This is a genomic window from Pseudomonas sp. CNPSo 3701 (assembly GCF_028674975.1).
Lineage (GTDB): Bacteria > Pseudomonadota > Gammaproteobacteria > Pseudomonadales > Pseudomonadaceae > Aquipseudomonas > Aquipseudomonas straminea.
The window spans coordinates 1,443,078-1,462,069 of sequence record NZ_JAQZSI010000001.1 but is presented as its reverse complement, the minus strand read 5'-3'; the positions used below and the strand labels follow the sequence as shown (position 1 = coordinate 1,462,069).

At 61.4% G+C, this 18,992-nt stretch carries 16 protein-coding genes; 5 read left to right on the top strand and 11 right to left on the bottom strand.

The genetic code is table 11. The features are described 5' to 3' along the window. Nucleotides 1-527: 527 nt before the first annotated feature. From PVA39_RS06685 to PVA39_RS06675, 3 genes are read right to left on the bottom strand one after another with little or no spacing between them, the layout of a single operon-like run. A complete protein-coding gene (locus PVA39_RS06685) occupies nucleotides 528-914 on the bottom strand; it encodes a hypothetical protein (protein ID WP_274123362.1) in 387 nt (128 codons plus the stop codon). Next, entirely contained in the window at nucleotides 907-1,122 is a 216-nt protein-coding gene (locus PVA39_RS06680; RefSeq protein ID WP_274123361.1) for a hypothetical protein, read from the bottom strand. Before PVA39_RS06680 ends, PVA39_RS06685 begins: the two co-directional genes overlap by 8 nt. Then, nucleotides 1,119-1,337: a hypothetical protein gene (locus tag PVA39_RS06675; protein WP_084308924.1), complete on the bottom strand. Its 219-nt coding sequence runs from the start codon at nucleotides 1,335-1,337 to the stop codon at nucleotides 1,119-1,121. Before PVA39_RS06675 ends, PVA39_RS06680 begins: the two co-directional genes overlap by 4 nt. 465 nt (nucleotides 1,338-1,802) lie before the next feature. Here PVA39_RS06675 and PVA39_RS06665 point away from each other — a divergent pair, with 465 nt between their 5' ends. The 4 genes from PVA39_RS06665 to PVA39_RS06650 all read left to right on the top strand — a co-directional run bounded on the left by PVA39_RS06665 (nucleotide 1,803) and on the right by PVA39_RS06650 (nucleotide 6,352). Continuing rightward, nucleotides 1,803-3,098: a PIN-like domain-containing protein gene (locus PVA39_RS06665; RefSeq protein WP_274123359.1), complete on the top strand. Its 1,296-nt coding sequence runs from the start codon at nucleotides 1,803-1,805 to the stop codon at nucleotides 3,096-3,098. A gap of 389 nt (nucleotides 3,099-3,487) precedes the next feature. Next, on the top strand, nucleotides 3,488-4,501 hold the full coding sequence (locus PVA39_RS06660) for an ABC transporter substrate-binding protein (protein WP_274123358.1): 1,014 nt from the start codon (nucleotides 3,488-3,490) through the stop codon (nucleotides 4,499-4,501). Next, nucleotides 4,494-5,564, top strand: coding sequence for a FecCD family ABC transporter permease (locus PVA39_RS06655; protein WP_274123357.1), 1,071 nt, complete (start codon nucleotides 4,494-4,496; stop codon nucleotides 5,562-5,564). The genes PVA39_RS06660 and PVA39_RS06655 overlap by 8 nt, the downstream gene beginning before the upstream one ends. Continuing rightward, nucleotides 5,561-6,352 (top strand): ABC transporter ATP-binding protein, encoded by a 792-nt coding sequence (locus tag PVA39_RS06650; RefSeq protein WP_274123356.1) that lies wholly within the window; start codon nucleotides 5,561-5,563, stop codon nucleotides 6,350-6,352. The genes PVA39_RS06655 and PVA39_RS06650 overlap by 4 nt, the downstream gene beginning before the upstream one ends. Before the next feature lie 232 nt (nucleotides 6,353-6,584). On the opposite strand, the gene PVA39_RS06645 is transcribed toward PVA39_RS06650, so the two are convergent. The 4 genes from PVA39_RS06645 to PVA39_RS06630 all read right to left on the bottom strand — a co-directional run bounded on the left by PVA39_RS06645 (nucleotide 6,585) and on the right by PVA39_RS06630 (nucleotide 11,776). Continuing rightward, nucleotides 6,585-8,708, bottom strand: coding sequence for a TonB-dependent siderophore receptor (locus PVA39_RS06645; protein WP_274123355.1), 2,124 nt, complete (start codon nucleotides 8,706-8,708; stop codon nucleotides 6,585-6,587). Nucleotides 8,709-8,861: 153 nt separating this feature from the next. Beyond that, nucleotides 8,862-9,539, bottom strand: a complete 678-nt coding sequence (locus PVA39_RS06640) for a type 1 glutamine amidotransferase domain-containing protein (RefSeq protein WP_274123354.1) — start codon at nucleotides 9,537-9,539, stop codon at nucleotides 8,862-8,864. A 73-nt stretch (nucleotides 9,540-9,612) separates the two neighbouring features. Continuing rightward, a complete protein-coding gene (locus tag PVA39_RS06635) occupies nucleotides 9,613-10,932 on the bottom strand; it encodes an ATP-binding protein (RefSeq protein WP_274123443.1) in 1,320 nt (439 codons plus the stop codon). Between the two features lie 73 nt (nucleotides 10,933-11,005). Then, a complete protein-coding gene (locus PVA39_RS06630) occupies nucleotides 11,006-11,776 on the bottom strand; it encodes a response regulator (protein WP_274123353.1) in 771 nt (256 codons plus the stop codon). A gap of 104 nt (nucleotides 11,777-11,880) precedes the next feature. Between PVA39_RS06630 and PVA39_RS06625 the strand changes: the two genes are divergently transcribed. Then, nucleotides 11,881-14,181, top strand: coding sequence for a TonB-dependent siderophore receptor (locus PVA39_RS06625; protein WP_274123352.1), 2,301 nt, complete (start codon nucleotides 11,881-11,883; stop codon nucleotides 14,179-14,181). 110 nt (nucleotides 14,182-14,291) lie between these two features. Here PVA39_RS06625 and der read toward each other — a convergent pair whose 3' ends face one another. The 4 genes from der to hisS all read right to left on the bottom strand — a co-directional run bounded on the left by der (nucleotide 14,292) and on the right by hisS (nucleotide 18,986). Beyond that, the gene (gene der / locus PVA39_RS06620; protein WP_274123350.1) at nucleotides 14,292-15,764 is read right to left on the bottom strand and encodes a ribosome biogenesis GTPase Der; all 1,473 of its coding nucleotides are present in this window, start codon (nucleotides 15,762-15,764) and stop codon (nucleotides 14,292-14,294) included. A gap of 116 nt (nucleotides 15,765-15,880) precedes the next feature. Beyond that, the gene (gene bamB, locus PVA39_RS06615; RefSeq protein ID WP_093503598.1) at nucleotides 15,881-17,032 is read right to left on the bottom strand and encodes an outer membrane protein assembly factor BamB; all 1,152 of its coding nucleotides are present in this window, start codon (nucleotides 17,030-17,032) and stop codon (nucleotides 15,881-15,883) included. Further along, complete coding sequence (locus PVA39_RS06610) at nucleotides 17,025-17,663, bottom strand: tetratricopeptide repeat protein (RefSeq protein ID WP_093504254.1); 639 nt, start codon at nucleotides 17,661-17,663, stop codon at nucleotides 17,025-17,027. The genes bamB and PVA39_RS06610 overlap by 8 nt, the downstream gene beginning before the upstream one ends. A gap of 33 nt (nucleotides 17,664-17,696) precedes the next feature. Next, nucleotides 17,697-18,986, bottom strand: a complete 1,290-nt coding sequence (hisS, locus tag PVA39_RS06605) for a histidine--tRNA ligase (RefSeq protein WP_274123349.1) — start codon at nucleotides 18,984-18,986, stop codon at nucleotides 17,697-17,699. Between the last annotated feature and the right edge of the window lie 6 nt (nucleotides 18,987-18,992).

Below are 18,992 nucleotides of genomic sequence, written 5' to 3'. Positions count from 1 at the left end.
TCTACCTAATGCTGATTAATGCGGAATGTTCACTGTGTTTATCTGACGTGTTACAGGGACGTCAGCGCCTGCGCGGCGGCGCACCCGCGCGCTCGTGCCTCGCACGCAACCACACCGCCGCGCTCGGCTTGACGTACGCCGCTCCATCCTCAGAAGCCCTCATAACTACCCACTCCCATCAGCCAGTTACCATGGGGCCGCTGACAAGGCTCATTGGTGGCGAGGCGAACGAGCGCACTACCCTCCCGCTTCATCGGGCAGCGTTGTTCCTGGGTGTACAGAGAGGATGGGGTGCGCCACTCGGGTGGCAGGTGGCTTACCCACACCACCAGCAGGATCAGCGGCAGGAGAAGCGCGACGGGGCCTTCGGGAAGGGAGAAGACGTGGGAGCGGGTGCGGGCCGGGGGGATGATTGACACCAAGGGCGCTGCCCTTGTCATCCCGCTCTTGCCGCCGAGGGCTCGGGAGCGCGGGGTGGTGAAGCTACCCCACTCTCCCGTTGATAGGCTGATCATGGGTGCAGGGCCTCAAGGGTGCGCTGCGCCCGTGCTTCCGTTCGACGGAACGGTGGAGCTGTTCCGACGAGCCGGGAGCGCGGCCCTTGACCCCTCTCCAATAGGTCGGGTCATACGGCCCAGTACGTTGCCGGAACCCTGCCGGTCGCGGTGCCGTATCGCCCGAATAGTGACCACATCCTGAAAGTAGATTTCCAGGGTGTGCTGCATGCCGCTCAGCGGCACGGTAATGAAATAGCCCTGATCGCAGATGCCTTCGACAGGCAGCACTACGCCAATCACGTGCAGGCAGTGCCAGTAGGTGCCGGGTTCATCGTCCCAAGCGAGTTCGACTAGTACGGTATTGCCAAGGAAGGCCATGGCCGTTTCGGCATCCAGGGCCAGCGAGTGCTTAGGCATGGCTGTAGTCCCCCGCGTTGAACTCCGTTTTGCCCTTGGTCAGATCCGCACGCAGGCGGGCAAGGTTGACCATGCGAAAGTCGGCCAGTCGCAGGCTGGGCACGGTGCCGTTGTTGACCCACTCGCAGGCTTCCTCAACGGACACACCGCTCATTTCAGCGAAGGTCTTGATGCTGCAGAGGTCGAGGCTGTCGTCTTTCTTCTTCATAGCGTCCATTCCTGTTCAAGAAGCTGCTGATGCAGCAGGGCCACGTTGACCATGGTGCGTTTGCCGACCTTCTGCGAAGGCAGGTAGCCGCGTTCGAGCCAGCTGCGCACTACCAAGGGTTCATCCGCCATGCCGATCCACTCGGCGAACTTCGGCCATGGCATCAAAGGCGGCGCGCCATGGAGCTTTTGGGAGTCGAGACCTTCCTTATCCATCTGCTTTGTTCCACTATGTTCAGCATTGATAACCAACCAGCGAAATGGGTAACTACTACCCATGGAGTGATTGTTACCCATCTTTTATGGTGGGGCAATAGCTACCCAGGAAAAAATATTCGATATGCCGAGCGCATCCGATAGAGCACGCGCACTGATCAAGCTGGTGGGGCCCAAGCGGGCTAGCGAGCAAGGTGGGGATTACGAGCGCTGGAGAAACGTCAGCAAGGGCGCTGTACGAGTAAGCGCAGACGAGATAGACGTACTGGTGAAAATCTACCCCCAATACGCCCTATGGCTGGCAAGCGGCCAGATCGCGCCCGAGGCTGGCCAAACCAGCCCGGACTACGACGAGGCAAACCGAAACTTGAGCCAACACGACGCGGGATAGCGATTACCCAAAAAGTAGCTAGTCGCTGGTATGCCCGTATTTAGTGGACATATGAACTTGAAAAAGGATTTCTCGTGAAGGGCAAATTCCCAGGGCACTTCCTAAATGCAGATCTCAATGAGAGCATCTGGAGTAGATGTATATTTGTATTCGACACAAATATACTTTTGAACCTTTACAGATACTCAGATGAGACACGCACCCTTTTCATTAAAACGCTCCAGAACTTTCAAGACAGAATTTGGATACCTCACAGGGTGGCAATTGAGTATCTAGAAAATAGACTGGACGTGATTTACGAACAACAAGAAGAGTACGAAAAAGCAATATCAGAAATTAAGAAACTAAAGACCAAGTTAGAAAACTCAAGACAGCATCCTTTCATCTCGAACGAATCAATGACAGAGGTGAGCTTAAGCTTAGACAAAGCTTGCGAAGAACTAGAGACAAATAAAGGCACACACAGCAACAGGATAAACTCCGACGATATCAAAACTCAAATATCAGAAATATTCGATGACGAGAAAATCGGAGAAGCATTTAGCAACGAAGAATTAGAAGAAATATTAAAGGAAGGCGCGGATAGGTATAAAGAAAAAGTACCACCAGGCTATTCTGACATTAAAAAACAAGGCACCGATGAGTCAATAAAAGCTAGATGCCGCCCCTATGGCGATCTGATTATTTGGAAAGCTATTATAAAGAAATCTATAGAAAGCGACCTACCTATAATATTCGTAACAGATGATGGAAAAGAAGACTGGTGGCATAGGTTCAAGGGGAAAACATTAGGCCCGAGACCAGAACTAATTGAAGAGTTCAAGGAGAAAACCCAGAAAGAATTTTATATGTACTTACCCGAGCGCTTTCTTTCTTTTGCAGCTGCAAAAATAGAAGAGCAGCCCTCGAAAGAAATTCTGGACGAAATTAGGGATATCCGATCTAAAGAATCAGATCAGGCGTCACTTTTCGACCCACCTAAAATAAGATTCAAGACCAGCAAGAAAAGCAAAAACTATTTTACCAATAAAAGCATAAGCATCTTAGAAAAAGGTCAACTAGCATATAATCTCCGCACAATTGAGAGAGAAGCCACCGATATCGAAAACTCGATTCAAGCGTTGGTAGAAGAAAGGAATGCACTGGCAAGATACCTAAATGACTATATTGATCAAAACTATGACGCAGACAATGATCCTTACAGCACCGAAGAATATCTAAGCCTGCAGGCTGAACATGGTTATACTGACGAAAGAATTGAAGCGCTTGATAGTCGACTGGAACACATAAGAAGTATACAAAATAAATTGCTTCACCTTAAAAACCAGGTGGACAAAGAGTCAATCCATAACAATCCAGAGAATAATTAAGATTAGTGCCTTGAAGCTATTCAAAGCGCTATCTGCAGGCACTATGCTGCCAGGTCAGCGTCGAAGAACTGTCGAAAACACTGCGGCGCAAAGCGGAGTAAAGCGTGTAAAATCAGCGCCCAAGCGAGCAATGCAGTGGCTTTGCGGAGAATTGCGGTAGCTGGAAAAGGGTTCGATTCCCTTAGCCCGCTCCAGATCAGAAATAAGAAGCCCTGCCCTTGCAGGGCTTTTTTGTATCCGCCTGGCGTACCGGCAGGACTGGGCCCAGCAGGGCCTACCACGATTGAACGGACAACAAGACGATGAGCAAGCAACGCGCTTACCCGCTAGTAGTAATGGTTATCGCTTTTCTTCTTTCTAGCCTTTGCCAGGCCGCGCAGGTGGTCGATGTGTTGGGCCGTAGCGTGGAGGTGGCGTTGCCGGCCAAGCGCGTGGTGCTGGGGTTCAACTTCGAGGATTACGCGGCCGTTGGCGGCGAGAAGGCGTTCGATTCGGTGGTGGGGATTTCCCGTGGCGCCTGGGAGCGCAAGGTGCCGACCATCTGGAAGCGCTATGTGGAGCACTACCCGCGGCTGGACACCCTGGCCGATGTCGGCGAAGTGGAAACCCAGAGTTTTTCGGTCGAGAAGGTGCTGAGCCTTGAGCCGGATCTGCTGGTGCTGACCGACTGGCAATTTCAGGCGCTATCGGACGAAGTGGCGCGGCTGGAGAAGGCCGGCGTGCCGGTGCTGGTGATCGACTACAACGCCCAGACCCTGGAGCGCCATGTGCAGTCCACCCTGATGCTCGGCGAAGTGACCGGCCAGCAGGCCCGCGCCCGTGAGCTGGCGGACCTGTACAGCGCGGCGGTCAAGGATATCGAGGCGCGTATCGCCAAGACCAACAAGCCCAAGCCGCGCATTTATATCGAGTTCGGCAACAAGGGCCCGGCCGAATACTCCTTCACCTACGGCAAGAACATGTGGGGCGCCATGGCCATCGCGGTCGGTGGCGACAATATCGCCGCGCCGTACGTGCGCGACTGGGGGCAGATCAACCCGGAGCAAGTGTTGGTCGCGCGCCCCGAGGTGATCATCATTTCCGGCCGTGAAGACAACACCAACCCCACCGCCCTGTCCATGGGCCCGGGCGTGGACGCAGCCACGGCGCGCAAGCAGCTGCAGGCCTTCGCCGCACGACCGGGCTGGTCGGAACTGCCGGCGATTCGTGACGGTCGGTTGTACGGTGTTTACCAGGGCGCCTCGCGCAGCCTGGGCGACTTCACCATGTTGCAGTTCATCGCCAAGCAGCTGTACCCGGATCTGTTCGCCGACCTGGACCCGATGGCCAACTACCAGAATTACTACCGCAAGTACCTGCCGATTCCGTTAGAGGGCACCTATGCCATCAGCGCCCATGAATAAGCCGGAAACCGCGCTGCCGACGGCGGTCGAGCGCGACGCCATTGCCGAGCACCGCCTGCGCGAGTGCAAGCGCTGGCGCAACTGCCTGCTGTTCACCCTGTTATGCGGCGCCTGCCTGGTGCTGGATATCGCCACCGGGCCGTCGATGCTCTCACCGTGGGACGTGCTGCGCTCGCTGCTGGATATCGGCGAGCACCCGGCGATGACCGACACCATCGTGCATGACCTGCGCCTGCCCGTGGCGCTGATGGCCCTGGCCGTCGGCGCCTCCCTGGGCGCCGGTGGCGCGCAGATGCAGACGCTGCTCAACAACCCCATGGCCAGCCCCTACACCCTGGGCATGGCCGCCGCGGCCGGCTTTGGCGCGGCGCTGAGCCTGGCCTTCGGCAGCTTCGGGCTGGGCCCGCTGATCGGCGTGCCACTGGGCGCCTTCGCCTGTTCGATGCTCGCGGTGGTGTTCCTGTTCGCCCTGGCGACGATGCGCCACGCCGGCAGCCACACCATCATCCTTGGCGGAATCGCCATGCTGTTCCTGTTTCAGTCGCTGCTGTCGCTGGTGCAGTTCCTGTCTTCGCCTGAGCTGTCGCAGCAGATCCTGTTCTGGCTATTCGGCAACCTCGGCAAGGCGACCTGGACGACCCTCGGCATCACCGCCGGCGTGACCCTCTTGTGCTGCGTGATCCTGATGGGCGATGCCTGGAAGCTGGCGGCCCTGAGCCTGGGCGAAACCCGCGCGGTGAGCCTGGGTGTGAACATCCGTGTGCTGCGCCTGAAGATCCTGATTCTGGTGGCCGTGATGACCGCCACGGCGACCAGCTTCGTCGGCGTGATCGGCTTCGTCGGCCTGGTGTCGCCGCATATCGCGCGGATGATGGTCGGCGAGGATCAGCGCTTTTTGCTACCGCTGTCGGCCATCTGCGGCGCCTTCATGCTCTCGGCAGCCTCGGTGCTGTCCAAATCCATCGTGCCGGGCGCGCTGTTTCCCATCGGCATCGTCACCGCCATCGTCGGCGTGCCGTTCCTGCTCTGGCTGATCTTCGCCCCGCAGCGAGGCCGCACATGATCCAGCTCGATAACCTCGCCCTCGCCCGCTCCGGGCGCACCATCCTGCATGGCCTGAGCACCACCTTGAAGCCGGGCGCCATCCATGTGGTGCTGGGCCCCAACGGCACCGGCAAGACCACCCTGCTGCGCGCCATGGCGGGCGACCTGCCGCTGGCCGGCGGCGCCATCACCTATGGCGAACATAGCCGCGGCGCTCAGGCGGCCAGTCGCCGCGTGCTGGAAGCATGGCGGCGCGACTTCGCCTATATGCCGCAGGACTGCAGCACCGAAGTGTCGCTGTCGGTGCTCGAAGTGGTGGTGCTGGGCAACCTCGGGCAGATCGGCTTGCGCTTGGACGATGAGCAATTGCAGCGCGCCATGGAAAAGCTCTCCCAGGTCGGCATCGCCCATTTAGCAGGGCGCAGCATCGGCTCGCTCAGCGGCGGGCAGCGGCAGATGGCGTTCTTCGCCCAGGTGCTGATGCGCGAACCCAAGGTGATGCTGCTCGACGAGCCCGTCAGCGCCCTGGACCTGCGCCACCAGATCGCCCTGCTCGACCGCGTGCGACAGGAGACCCGCAGCCGCAACCTGGTGACGGTGGTGGTGCTGCATGACCTGAACCTGGCCTGCCAGTACGCCGACAACCTGCTGGTGCTGGTCGAAGGCCAACTGGCCGCCAGCGGTCACCCAGGCGAGATCGTCACTGCAGCGTTGCTGCAGAGCACTTATGGCGTGGCGGTGGATATTCTGAAGGACCGTCAGGGCCGGCCGGTGGTGCAACCGCTAAGCGCTCAGGCTTTCGCCTGAGAAGCTGTCCACGATCTTTATGCGCTAAAGCTGCAACTGCAAGGCGGACATACAGCGATCTCGTAGGAGGGGGCTTCAGCCCCGAGCTTTTTATCAAGGCCGACAAAGAGCTCGCGGCTAAAGCCACTCCTACAAAAGCAGCAGCGATCTATGTCCGCTCCCGCCGCTTATCTACCAAAATCGAAGAATCAGGTCTGGACGATCATGAATAGGTTCTGAGCGCCACGGGTTATCAGAAGGTGTAGGTAAAGCCGGTCTGCACGGTGCGTGGCTCGCCCGGGTAGGCGTAGTTGTTCCACGAGCTTTCTTCGTAGCCCTTGTTGAACACGTTGCGCACATCCAGATTCAGCCGCAGCTGCTCGTTGACCTTGTAGAAGCTCAGCAGGTCGGTGACGGTGTAGTCGTCCATGGTGAAGGTCGGTACGGCCGTCTGCCCGGCACGCTCGCCCACGTATTTGATGTTGATGCCCAGGCCCAGACCGCGCCAGACGCCATCCTGGAACTCGTAGACGTTGAGCAGATTGAAGGCGTTGCGGGGGATATTGGCGAGGCGCGTGCCTTTGGGCAGCGTGCTGTCCTCTGTGACTTCGGCATCCACGTAGGCGTAGCCACCGATCACGCGCCACTCGGGCGTCAACTCGCCTGCCACGTTGACCTCGAAACCACGGCTACGCACTTCACCGGCGGCAATACGGAAGCTGGGATCGACCGGATCAAGGGTCTGCACGTTTTCCTTGATGGTATGGAAAACCGCCGCGTCGATATTCAGCAGACCGTCCAGCGCTGCCCACTTCATGCCGAGTTCATAGGCCTTGCCCTCTTCCGGGTCAAAACCGCCACCCAGGCGTGCGGCGCCGGAGTTGGGCTTGAAGGATTTGGAGGCGTTGGCATAGACGGCAACGCTGTCGGTCAGGTCATAGATGGCGCCGACACGCGGGGTCACGGCGTTGTCGGCCTTGCTCCAGTCGGCATTGACCGGGCGCAGGTCATCGTATTTATGCTCGAAACGCTCCAGGCGCACACCTCCCAGCACTTTGAAACGCTCGGTCAGCGCGACCTGGTCCTGCACGAAGGCAGCCCAGGTCTTCAGGGTTTCATGGTCGTGGGTTGGCGTGCGCGTCAGTGCAGGCCGTGGCTGGTTGAGTACCGGATCGAAGATATTCACCGGGTAGTCGTTAACGCCACCCGGCGAGCGACTGATGATCGAGCGGTAATCGTAATCCTCATACTCCACGCCGGTGATCAGCGTATGGGCAAAACCTGCTGTCTCGAAGTGACCGGTCAGGTTCAGCTGGTAGTTGTGGTCGGTCCATTCCAGCTTGCGGTAGTTGAAGTTACGGCCCAGGGTCACACCATCGGCGGCGATGCCATTGCCCTCGACCGCGTTGCCCTTGAGGGAGCCGTCCAGGTACTGATAACCGCCGGCCAGGGACCAGTCGTCATTGAGCTGATGCTCAAAACGCAGCTGCACCATATCGTTGTCGTTATGCAGCATGTTGTCGCTGCCCTTGCCCCAGTAATAGGTGGAATGGCTGGGCGTGCCGCGCTGGCCGGGGAAGTGCGTCAGGCCACGGTCGAGTGGGTGGTTGTTGCGCATGAAATCGCCTTCGAAGGTGATGCGCGTGGTATCCGACACCTGCCAGCTGAGCACCGGGGCGATGCCGTAGCGCTCGCTCTGCACATCATCACGAAAGCTGTCGCCGCCCTCGCCCACCACGTTCAGGCGATAGGCCAGGCGGCCTTCTTCGTCCAGCGGGCCACTGGTGTCCAGGGTGCCACGGCGCAGGCCCTGATCGGTGAACTGGCTGCCGATGGTGGTGCGCTGCTCGTCGAGCGGTTGTTTGGTGACCACGTTGAAGGTGCCGCCGGGGTCGCCACGGCCATACAGGGTCGCAGATGGACCGCGCAGCACTTCCACACGCTCCAGAGTGTTGGCATCCGGCGAATTGGGGTAGCCGCGGTTGATCGGGAAACCGTTGCGGTAGAACTCGGAAGAGGTGAAACCCCGCACCGTGAAGTTGGTCAGGCCCTGGCCACCGAAGTTGTTGGCGCGGCCAACACCGCCGGCCTGGTCCAGCGCCTGCTGTAGGCGGGTGGCGGAGATGTCGTCGATCACGTCGCGCGGCACCACGCTGACCGACTGGGGCGTTTCATGCAGGGCGGTATCGGTGCGCGTGGCGCTGGCCGAGCGAGTCGCCGCATAGCCTTGTACAGGGCCAGTTGCACTCTCTGCACTGCCAGTCACGACGGAGTCGGGCAACTCCAGCGTGCCATCTTCCGGCACTGTCAGCGAAGCGGCATGAACGCCGACGGAACACAGGGACAAAAGGCAGATTGAAGCACGACTCCAGCGCATGAAAAGACGGTCCAGATGGGAGGGGTCGCGATCATAATCCAACTGCGATTCGCTCACAATTGCATTAAATAATCACCTTCATCCCCTTTCATCAGGACCGCTTCAAGTGCCCTGACTACGGCGACAGGAAGTGGCGCCGTAGCGGGCCGAGACTTACTTGAGCTTTGCCAGCAGCGCTTCGGCAGCAGCCTCCGAGCTGGCCGGGTTCTGGCCGGTGACCAGCTTGCCGTCCTCGATCACGAACGAGCTCCAGTCCTCGCCTTTTTCATACTGGCCGCCGAGCTTCTGGAACTCATCTTCGATAAGAAACGGCACCACGTCGGTCAGCTGCACGCCGGCTTCTTCGCTGTTGCTGAAGCCGGTGACCCGACGGCCCTTGATCAGCGGGCTGCCATCGGCCGCCTTGACGTGGCGCAGTGCGCCCGGCGCGTGACAGACGAAACCGATGGGCTTGCCGGCGCGCTCGAAGGACTCGATCAGGGCGATGGATTCGCGGGACTCGGCCAGATCCCACAGCGGACCGTGGCCGCCCGGATAGAACACGGTGTCGAAATCCTGCTGGTTCACCGAGGCGAGTTTCACGGTGCTGGCCAGCTGACGCTGCGCCTCGACATCGGCCTTGAAGCGGCGGGTGGCGTCGGTCTGCGCGTCGGGCGCGTCACTCTTCGGGTCCAGCGGCGGCTGGCCACCGGCTGGCGAAGCCAGGGTGATCGTGGCACCGGCATCCTTGAACACGTAATAAGGAGCAGCAAACTCCTCGAGCCAAAAGCCGGTTTTCGCGCCAGTGTTGCCGAGCTGGTCGTGGGAAGTCAGCACCATCAGTACTTTCATCATGAACTCCTTGCTTGTGGCGATTAGGGTTCTGAGTTAGTCGACTAAAACGCCGCGGAGTGCCCGAAGCTTTTCACCCATTGCTGGCTGGCAACCACAGCTCGACAGCCAGGCCGACTCCAGCGCGATTTTCCAGACTGAGCGTACCACCGTGGGCCAGGGCGATACGGCTGGCGATGCTCAGACCGAGGCCATAGCCGCCGGAGCGCACATTGCGCGAGGCTTCCCCCCGTACGAAGGGCTCGGTGATGCGCTCCAGCAGCGCCGGTTCGATGCCTGGCCCGCGATCCTGGATGCGAATGGCGACGCCCTGCTCTTTCTCAATCACCACCACCTCGACCGCACGGGCATAACGCAGGGCATTCTCCAGCAGGTTCTGCAGGCAACGCTGCAGCAACAGCGGGTTGCCAGGTATCGGCGCTGCACTGCCGCTGACGGGCAAAGGTTCGTCGGAGCTGGCAAGCTCGTCACATAGTGCCGTGACCAGTTGCATGACATCCACGGGCTCCGCCACGCCAGGCTCGGTGGCGCGCTGAAAGTCGAGTACCTGGGCGATCATGGCGTCCATCTGATTGATGCTGTTTTTCAGGCGCTCGCGCTGCTCATCATCGGTCAGGCGCTCGATGCGCAGACGCATACGCGTCAGCGGCGTGCGCAGGTCGTGGGACACCGCGGCGAGAAAATGCGCCTGCTCGCGCAGCATGGCGATCAGCCGCTGCTGCATGACGTTAAAGGCCTGGGCTGCCTCGCGTACCTCCAACGGTCCGTTGAGCGGCAGCGGCGGCCGTTCGAGGTTGTCGCCCAGGCCGCGGGCCGCCTCGCCGAGGCGCTGCAGCGGGCGCAGGCACAGGCGCACCGCCAACCAGCAGATACCGAGTACTGCGAGGATGCGCAGCACGTAGACGCGCAGCACGTAATCGGCAATCAATGCCCAGGCCGACTCGCCGCTCCAGCCCTGCTGCTCGTGGCCGTCCACCTGCAGCCAACGTCCATCGGGCTGGGCGACAGCAAAGCGGAGATGGGCTTGAGCGGTATCCAGACCGAACAGGCTGCGCCAGACCAGAGGCTGGCCCTGGGTATCGGTCAGCCGTGCTTCCAGCAAGTGCACAGTTGGCTCATGGCCCAGTTCGTGGGCCATCGCCTGGCGCAGCAGCGGCTCGATGCGCCTGAGGCCGCGCTTGTCCGCGGCCTCGACATGGGGCTGTTGATCCATGCAGTTCAGTTGGTAACCGGTTGGCATGGTCTGCGTCTCCACGGCGTCACAGCCTTGGGCGACCAGAGTGGCGGTCCGGCTGGCAGCCAAACGCACCGGCGCTTCCAGCGCCTGGGCGAAACGCACGTCGAACCAGATGCTGCTCGACAACAGCTGAATGGCCAGTACGCCGCAGACCATGATCAATAGCAGTTGGGCAAACAGGGTTTGTGGCCAGAGGCGTTTGAGCCAGGCAGCGGCAAACGCGGGCACCTCAACTCACCGAATCATTGGCGGTGACGCTGAGCAGATAACCCTCGTTGCGAATGGTGAGGATCTGCACCCGCTCGGCGCTGCCCTTGAAACATTGGCGCAAGCGGCTGATGCACATGTCTACCGAGCGGTCATCGGGCAGATGGGGCCGGGAGAAGGCACAACGGGTCAAGTGATCGCGGCTCAGCACACGGTTTTGCGCGGCCAGCAGCTCGCTCAACACGCGGCAATCGGAACGTGGCAATAGCACCGCAGAGCCGTCGGGCTGGCTCAGTGTGCGTTTGACCGGATCGAGCCGGTAGCCGGCAAAGAACACCGGCGCCTCGAACGGGCTCACCGGTTCCGGACGCGATGGCACGGCAGCCGAACGGCGCAGCACCGACTTGGCCCGCGCCAGCAGCTCGCGTGGCTCGAAGGGTTTGCCCAGGTAATCGTCGGCGCCCACTTCCAGACCAACCACGCGATCCAGCGCCGAGCCCCGGGCCGACAGCATGATCACCGCCGGGCCACCTTGCGCCTGCACACGGCGGCACAGGCTGAGGCCGTCCTCGCCCGGCAGCATCAGGTCGAGAATCAGCAACTGCACACTGTGTTGTTCGAGCAGCGGCCACATCTGTCGACCGTCGGCAGCCGCCAGCACGTGGTAACCCGAGTCGCTCAGGTACTCGCAGAGCAGCTCGCGAATCTCGTCGTCATCGTCCACCACCAACACGGTTTCCTGCGTTGCCTGCGCCCCGTGCGAGAGCAGTGCGCGCCCCTGATTACATTCCATTACACGCCCGTACAAATCGAGAAATTAGCCAGCCTGCGCTGTATTTAGAATCGTAACAAAAATCTCATGCATATGAGAATGAATGCCAACCAATACGAGCCATCATGAACGCCATTTCTCATCGTCGTACTCTCGCCCGTTTTCCGTCGCTACACAGCCTGCTGGCGGTTGCCGTCAGCCTGAGCAGCCTGCTGTGCAGCCCGCTCGGCTACGCTGAAGAGCCCGCATCCGGGGGCGCCCTTGAGCTGGGCGCAATCAGTATCGAAGACAACGCCATCGACGACGTCACCGAACAGCTGGGCTACACGGTGCGCGGCACCACCAGCTCCACGGGTATGGCGCTGACGCCGCGACAGACGCCGCAGAGCGTCACCACCATCACCAACCAGCAGATGACCGACCGTGGCATCACCAACGTCGAGCAGGCCTTGGAAGTCACTCCGGGCGTGACGGCCAGCAAGTACGAAGTGGGCGGCCGCACCGACTTCCGCGCCCGCGGTTACAAGGTTACCAACTGGAAGGTCGACGGCCTGCAGTATCAGGGCGATTCGGGCTTCAGCGGCGCCGGCAACTCGCTGAACATGGACATGTACGAGCGCATTGATATCGTACGTGGCGCCAACGGCCTGCTCGGCGGCACTGGCGACCCGTCCGCGACCGTCAACCTGATCCGCAAGGCCCCGCGCAAGGACTTCGGCGGCAGCGCCTACATGACCTATGGCAGCTGGGACCGCACGCGCCTGGGCGCCGACCTCAACCTGCCGCTCAGTGAAGGCGGCCGCCTGCGCTCGCGCTTCGTGATCACTCAGGAAGACGCCAACTCCTTCCGCGACCATCAGTCCGAGCGCTCACGCGCTGCCCTGGCCAACTTCGAGTTTGATCTCACCGACGCCACCACCCTGGGCGCCGGCTATCAATACGAATACGACAAGACGGTCGGTGGTGGCTGGGGCGCCAACATCCCGATCTGGTACGCCGACGGCAGCAAGACCAAGTGGTCGCGCAGTACCAACCTGGTGCCGAGCTGGAGCCACGGCGAAAACGAAACGCGCACCACCTTCGGCTCCCTCAGCCACCGTTTCAACGAAGACTGGACGCTGGACGTGAAGGCCGCGCAAAGCGTCACCGAGGCGCTCAACCATTACGGTCTGGGCAAGGTCAACCAGTTCAGTCGTGGTCTCTACACCGGTTACCCGGAGCGCGATGGCAGCGGCATGATCCTCAACGGCCTGCACAGCTCCAGCGACACCACCCAGCAATCCGTGCAGTTCGACCTGAGCGGCGCCTTCGAGCTGTTCGGCCGCAGCCACCAGGCCATGTTCGGCTACAGCGACAGCCGTACCGTGGGCTGGACGCCTGAATACAGCTGCATCATGTCCAGCGCAAGCCGCCAGACTGTCCCGGTGGTGGGCTGCCAGTTCCGCAGCAACAACGGCCTGCCGATCACCAACTGGCACAACGGCGTGGATGACGACCTGTATATGACGGCCAGCAAGACCGGCCGCCACGGCAAGAGCGTCACCCGCCTGCAGGGCCTGTACGCGGCCACGCGCCTGAGCATCACCGACCCGCTGTCGGTCATCCTCGGCGCGCGGGTCAGCGACTACCACACCAAGAGCGCAACCGCCGCGGGCGTCAAGACCAGCCAGACCGAGTCAGGCATCGTCACGCCCTACGCGGGCGTGGTCTACGACCTCAACGACACCTACTCGCTGTACGCCAGTTACACCGATCTGTTCACCCCTCAGACAGAGGAAACCACCGGCGGCAGCCGAGTGGAACCCATCATCGGTCAGAGCTACGAAACCGGCATCAAGGGTGAGTGGTTCGACGGCAGCCTGAACGCCCAGGTCGCCTACTTCCGCACCAAGCAGGAGAACAAGGCGGTCACCGATCCCGGCAGCCTGACGCCATCCGGCGCCCAGGCTTACGTGTCGGGCAGCGGCACCGAAACCGACGGTATCGATATCGAGGTGGCCGGTGCACTGACCGAAAACTGGAACGTCTACGGCGGCTACACCTACCTGCACTTCCGCCGCCTGGACAGCGATGGCCGCAGCGACCCGTCGCACCTGTTCAAGGCCTCGACCACCTACCGCCTGAGCGGCATGCTGGATCGCGTAACCCTGGGCACCGGGGTCAGTGCGCAAAGCAATATCCGCGCATTGTCCAGCCCGGCCGGCATTCCAACCAATGGCCAGAGCCGCAGCGCCACCGAGGTCAACTGGTCCGGCTACGCAATCTGGAACGCCATGGCCAAGTACGACATCAACGATGACACCGACGTAACGCTGAACATCAACAACCTGTTCGACAAGACCTACTACACCCGCTATGGCTTCTATGCCGGCGCCATCTATGGCGACCCGCGCAGCATGTCAGTCACCCTGCGCACGCGGTTCTGACCCAGCAACAAGGCGGCGCCCCTCAATGGGTCGCTGCTTTCCGGAGGCTGAAACGAAACAGGGGTAGCTCCTTTCGAGAGCTACCCCTGTTGTTTTTTGCAGGCTATGAATCAGCGCTTGTCCTTGCGCTTCTTCTCGGCCTTCTTGTGGTGACTCATCAGGCGACGCTTCTTGTTCACCTGGCGATCGGTCAGGGTGTTCTTGTTGCCTTCATAGGGGTTCTCGCCGCCCTTGTACTCGATGCGGATCGGCGTACCGACCAGCTTGAGCACGCGACGGTAGGTGTTCTCCAGGTAGCGGGAATAGGCGCGCGGGACGGCGTCGACCTGGTTACCGTGGATCACGATCAGCGGCGGGTTGGCGCCACCGAGGTGGGCGTAACGCAGCTTGATGCGGCGACCGTTGACCAGCGGCGGCTGGTGTTCCTGCACGGCGTCTTCGAGAATCTGCGTCAGGCGGCTGGTCGGCCAGCGAGTGATCGCCGACTTGAACGAGGCCTGCACCGACTTGTACAGATGGCCAACGCCAGTGCCGTGCAAGGCGGAAATGAAGTGGATATCGGCGAAGTCGACGAAGAACAGCCGGCGCTGCAGTTCGGTCTTCACGTAATCGCGCTCGCTGGGCGCCATGCCATCCCACTTGTTGAGCGCGATGACCAGCGCACGGCCACTCTCGAGCACGAAGCCGAGCAGGTTGAGGTCGTGGTCGACCACCCCTTCGCGGGCGTCCATGACGAACACCACCACGTTGGAATCCTGAATGGCCTGCAGCGTCTTGACTACCGAGAACTTTTCCACCGCCTCGAAGATCTTGCCGCGGCGACGCACGCCGGCGGTGTCGATCAGCGTGTACTTCTCGTCGTCACGCTCGAACGGGATGTAGATGCTGTCGCGGGTGGTGCCAGCCTGGTCGTAGACGATGACCCGATCTTCGCCGAGAATACGGTTGACCAGGGTCGACTTGCCGACGTTGGGGCGGCCGATGATGGCCAGCTTGATGCCGTCCTTCTCGCTCGGGCCGGGAATCCGTTTGGCTTCCTCGCCCTCGGCGACCTCTTCGGCCTCCTCGCCTTCTTCCGGCTCACCGGCATCCTTGGGGAAACTGCCCAGGGCCGCTTCGAGCATCTGGGTGATGCCACGGCCGTGGGCACCGGCGATCGGCAGGGCTTCGCCCATGCCCAGCGGCGAGAACTCGGCGCGGGCCAGGTCCGGGTCGAGGTTATCGACCTTGTTGACCACCAGGAAGCTGCGCTTGTTGCGCTTGCGCAGGTGCTCGCCAATCATCTGGTCGGAGGCAGACAATCCGGCACGGGCATCGACCAGGAAAAGCACGGCGTCGGCTTCCTCGATGGCCTGCAGGGACTGCTCGGCCATCTTGGCGTCGATGCCTTCCTCGTCACCGGAGATACCGCCAGTGTCGATCACGATGTAGGTGCGCCCCTGCCACTTGGCCTCGCCGTACTGGCGGTCGCGGGTCAGACCCGAAAGGTCCCCGACGATCGCGTCGCGGGTGCGGGTCAGGCGGTTGAACAAGGTGGATTTGCCGACGTTCGGCCGGCCCACCAGGGCAATTACGGGAACCATTCGGCTCTCCACTTCGTTATTTCAAAAAATACAAAAGCCGCTGCACAGGCAGCGGCCGCAAATCTCGCACTATCTGCCCCGCTCGCCCGATGCTATCGGGCGAACAGAGCCGGGGCTCACTTGATGGTCAGGGCCACCAGTTTGCCGCCGTTGCCGAAGGCATACAGCCAGTCGCCTACCACCAGCGGACGGGCACGCAGGCCGTCGCTGTCGATACGGGTACGGCCGACGAAGCGACCGTCTACCTGGCTGACCAGGTGCAGGTAGCCTTCGAAATCACCGAACGCGACGTAGCTGGAGAACACCGCCGGCGAGGACAGCTGGCGACGTGCCAGAGCATCGTTGGTCCACAGCGCCGAGGCGGAGCGCTCGTCGATGCTTTCCACGGTGCCGTTGGCCAAGGTCACGTAGACGTTACCGAAGCCCTGGGCCACGCCCATGGAGCTGGAGGCTTCGCGCTGCCAGATCACCCGGCCGCTCTGCAGATCCAGCGCCGCAACGCGGCCCTGGTAGCTGACCACGTACAACTGGCCGCCGGAAAGCAGCAAGCCGCCGTCGATATCGACGATACGGTCGAGCTCGGAGCGACCTTGCGGGATGGCCACACGCTGTTCCCATACCGGGATGCCGCGCTGCGCATCCAGAGCAATCACCTTGCCGCTGGACAGGCCGGCGATGGCCAACTGGTTGGTCAGCAGCGGGCTGCCGGTGCCGCGTAGGGTCAGTACCGCCGGGGTATTCTCGAAGATCCAGCGCTGCTGGCCGCTGTAGGCGTCCAGCGCAACCAGGGTGTCGTCCTGGGTCTGCACCAGCACGGTGTCGCTGCTGATGGCCGGGGCAGAGAGCACTTCGCTCGGCACACGGGCGCGCCATTTCTCTTCACCGTTGGACGAATCCAGGGCGATCACCTCACCCTTGAGGGTGCCGACCACGACCATGCCATAGCTAGCCGCCACGGCGCCGGAAACCGGAACTTCCAGCTTCTTCTTCCAGGCGACCTTGCCGGTCATGCGGTCCATGGCCACGACCAGGCCTTCGACGTCGGCGGCGAAGATCTGCTCGCCATCGACTACCGGCTCGAGCATGTTGTAGATGTCGCCCTGACCATCACCGATCGAGCGGCTCCACTCTTTCTGCAGCTTCACTTCCTCGGTGAACTTGGGAAGCTCGGCAGGCGGCAGTTCTTTCTTGCTGTTGCTGCTGCAACCTACGGCCAGAACGGCCAGGGCCAGCATTGCGGCATTCTTCCAACGCATCACGTCATGCATCCCCTTTGGCCAGGTCGTCGATCTTCATCTGCAGACCACCGACGGCAGCTTCTTCGGCCAGCGCACCCTTGGCTTTCACATAGGCGACATGGGCGTCGTCGGTACGGCCCAGTTTCACCAGCAGGTCGCCCTTGAGTTCTTCACGGCTGGCCACGAACGCCTGGTCGGCGTCGCCGTCGAGCAGCTTGAGCGCTTCGTCGGCCTTGTCCTGGGCGGCCAACACGCGAGCCAGACGCTGACGGGCGAGCTCGCCCAGGGTGTCGTTGGCGGGCTTGTCGACCACGCTGCGCAGCTCGGCTGCCGCATCGTCCAGCTTGCCGGACTCGACCGCAACCTTGGCTACGAACAGGCTGCCGTACTGAGCGTACTGGGTGCCGCCGAAGTCTTTCTTCAGCTCACCGGCAAGCGAGGCCACCTTGGCGGCGTCTGGCTGACCGCTCGGGGTCATGGCCGACTCCAGCAGTTGCTGATAGATCACCGATGCGCCCTGGGCCTGGTTGGCCTGGTACTTCTGCCAGCCCTGCCAGCCGAATACCGCGATCAGCGCCAGGGCGCCGCCCGCCAGCAGTGGCTTGCCGTTACGATCCCACCAGTCTTTCAGGCCGGCCAGTTCATCATCATCGCTGTTCAACGCCACCCCAATACTCCTTAATCGCTAAATCGCTCAAGCCTGCTGGGTGCAGGATGCCAGATGGTCGGCAAGATCCGACCAGGCAATGCTTTGTTGTTCGCTGTCATCGCGCAAAGGTTTGCAACCTACCACGCGCTTGGCCAGTTCGTCCTCACCGAGGATCAGAGCATACAGGGCTCCGCTCTTGTCGGCCTTCTTGAACTGGCTCTTGAAGCTGCCACCGCCGGCATTGACCAGCAGACGCAGCCCCGGAACCTGGTTACGAATGTCTTCGGCCAGGGCCAGGGCTGCCAGCTCGGCCGCTTCGCCGAACGCGCAGATAAAGGCATCGGCCGGACGGTTCAGTTCGGCGGGCACGCATTCCAGCGTTTCAAGCAGCAGCACCAGGCGCTCTACGCCCATGGCGAAGCCCACACCCGGGGTCGGCTTGCCGCCGAACTGGGTGATCAGGCCATCGTAGCGGCCACCGGCACATACGGTGCCCTGGGAACCGAGTTTGTCAGTCACCCACTCGAATACGGTGCGGCCGTAGTAATCCAGGCCACGCACCAGCTTCGGATTGATTTCGTATTTGATGCCGACGGCATCCAGACGCGCCTTGAGGCCCTCGAAGTGAGCGCGGGACTCGTCGTCCAGATAGTCGTGCAGGGTCGGGGCATCGGCCAGCAGCGCCTGGGTCTGGGCATTCTTGCTGTCGAGGATGCGCAGCGGGTTGGTAGTCAGACGGCGCTGGCTGTCTTCGTCGAGCTGATCGAAGCGCTCGCGAAGATAGGCCACCAGCGCATCGCGATACACACCGCGGGCTTCGCTGGAACCCAGGCTGTTGAGCTGCAGGGTCACCGCATCGGCCAGGCCGAGCTGCTTCCACAGGCGCCAGGTCAGGGTGATCAGCTCGGCGTCAATGTCCGGCCCGGGCAGGTTGAACACTTCCACACCGATCTGGTGGAACTGGCGATAACGGCCCTTCTGCGGCTTTTCGTAGCGGAACATCGGGCCCGCGTACCACAGCTTCTGCACCTGACCGCCACCGGTCAGGCCATGCTCGAGCACGGCACGCACGCAGCCGGCGGTGCCTTCGGGGCGCAGGGTCAGGGATTCGTTGTTGCGGTCGAGGAAGGTGTACATCTCCTTGTCGACCACATCGGTGCCCTCGCCAATGCCACGGGCGAACAGGTCGGTGAACTCAAGGATCGGCAGACGGATTTCCTGATAGCCATAGCTATCCAGCAAGGTCGCCAACGTGCTTTCCAGATAGCGCCAGGCCGGGGTCTGCTGCGGCAGGATATCGTTCATGCCACGAATGGCTTGCAGGGACTTGCTCACTTGTTT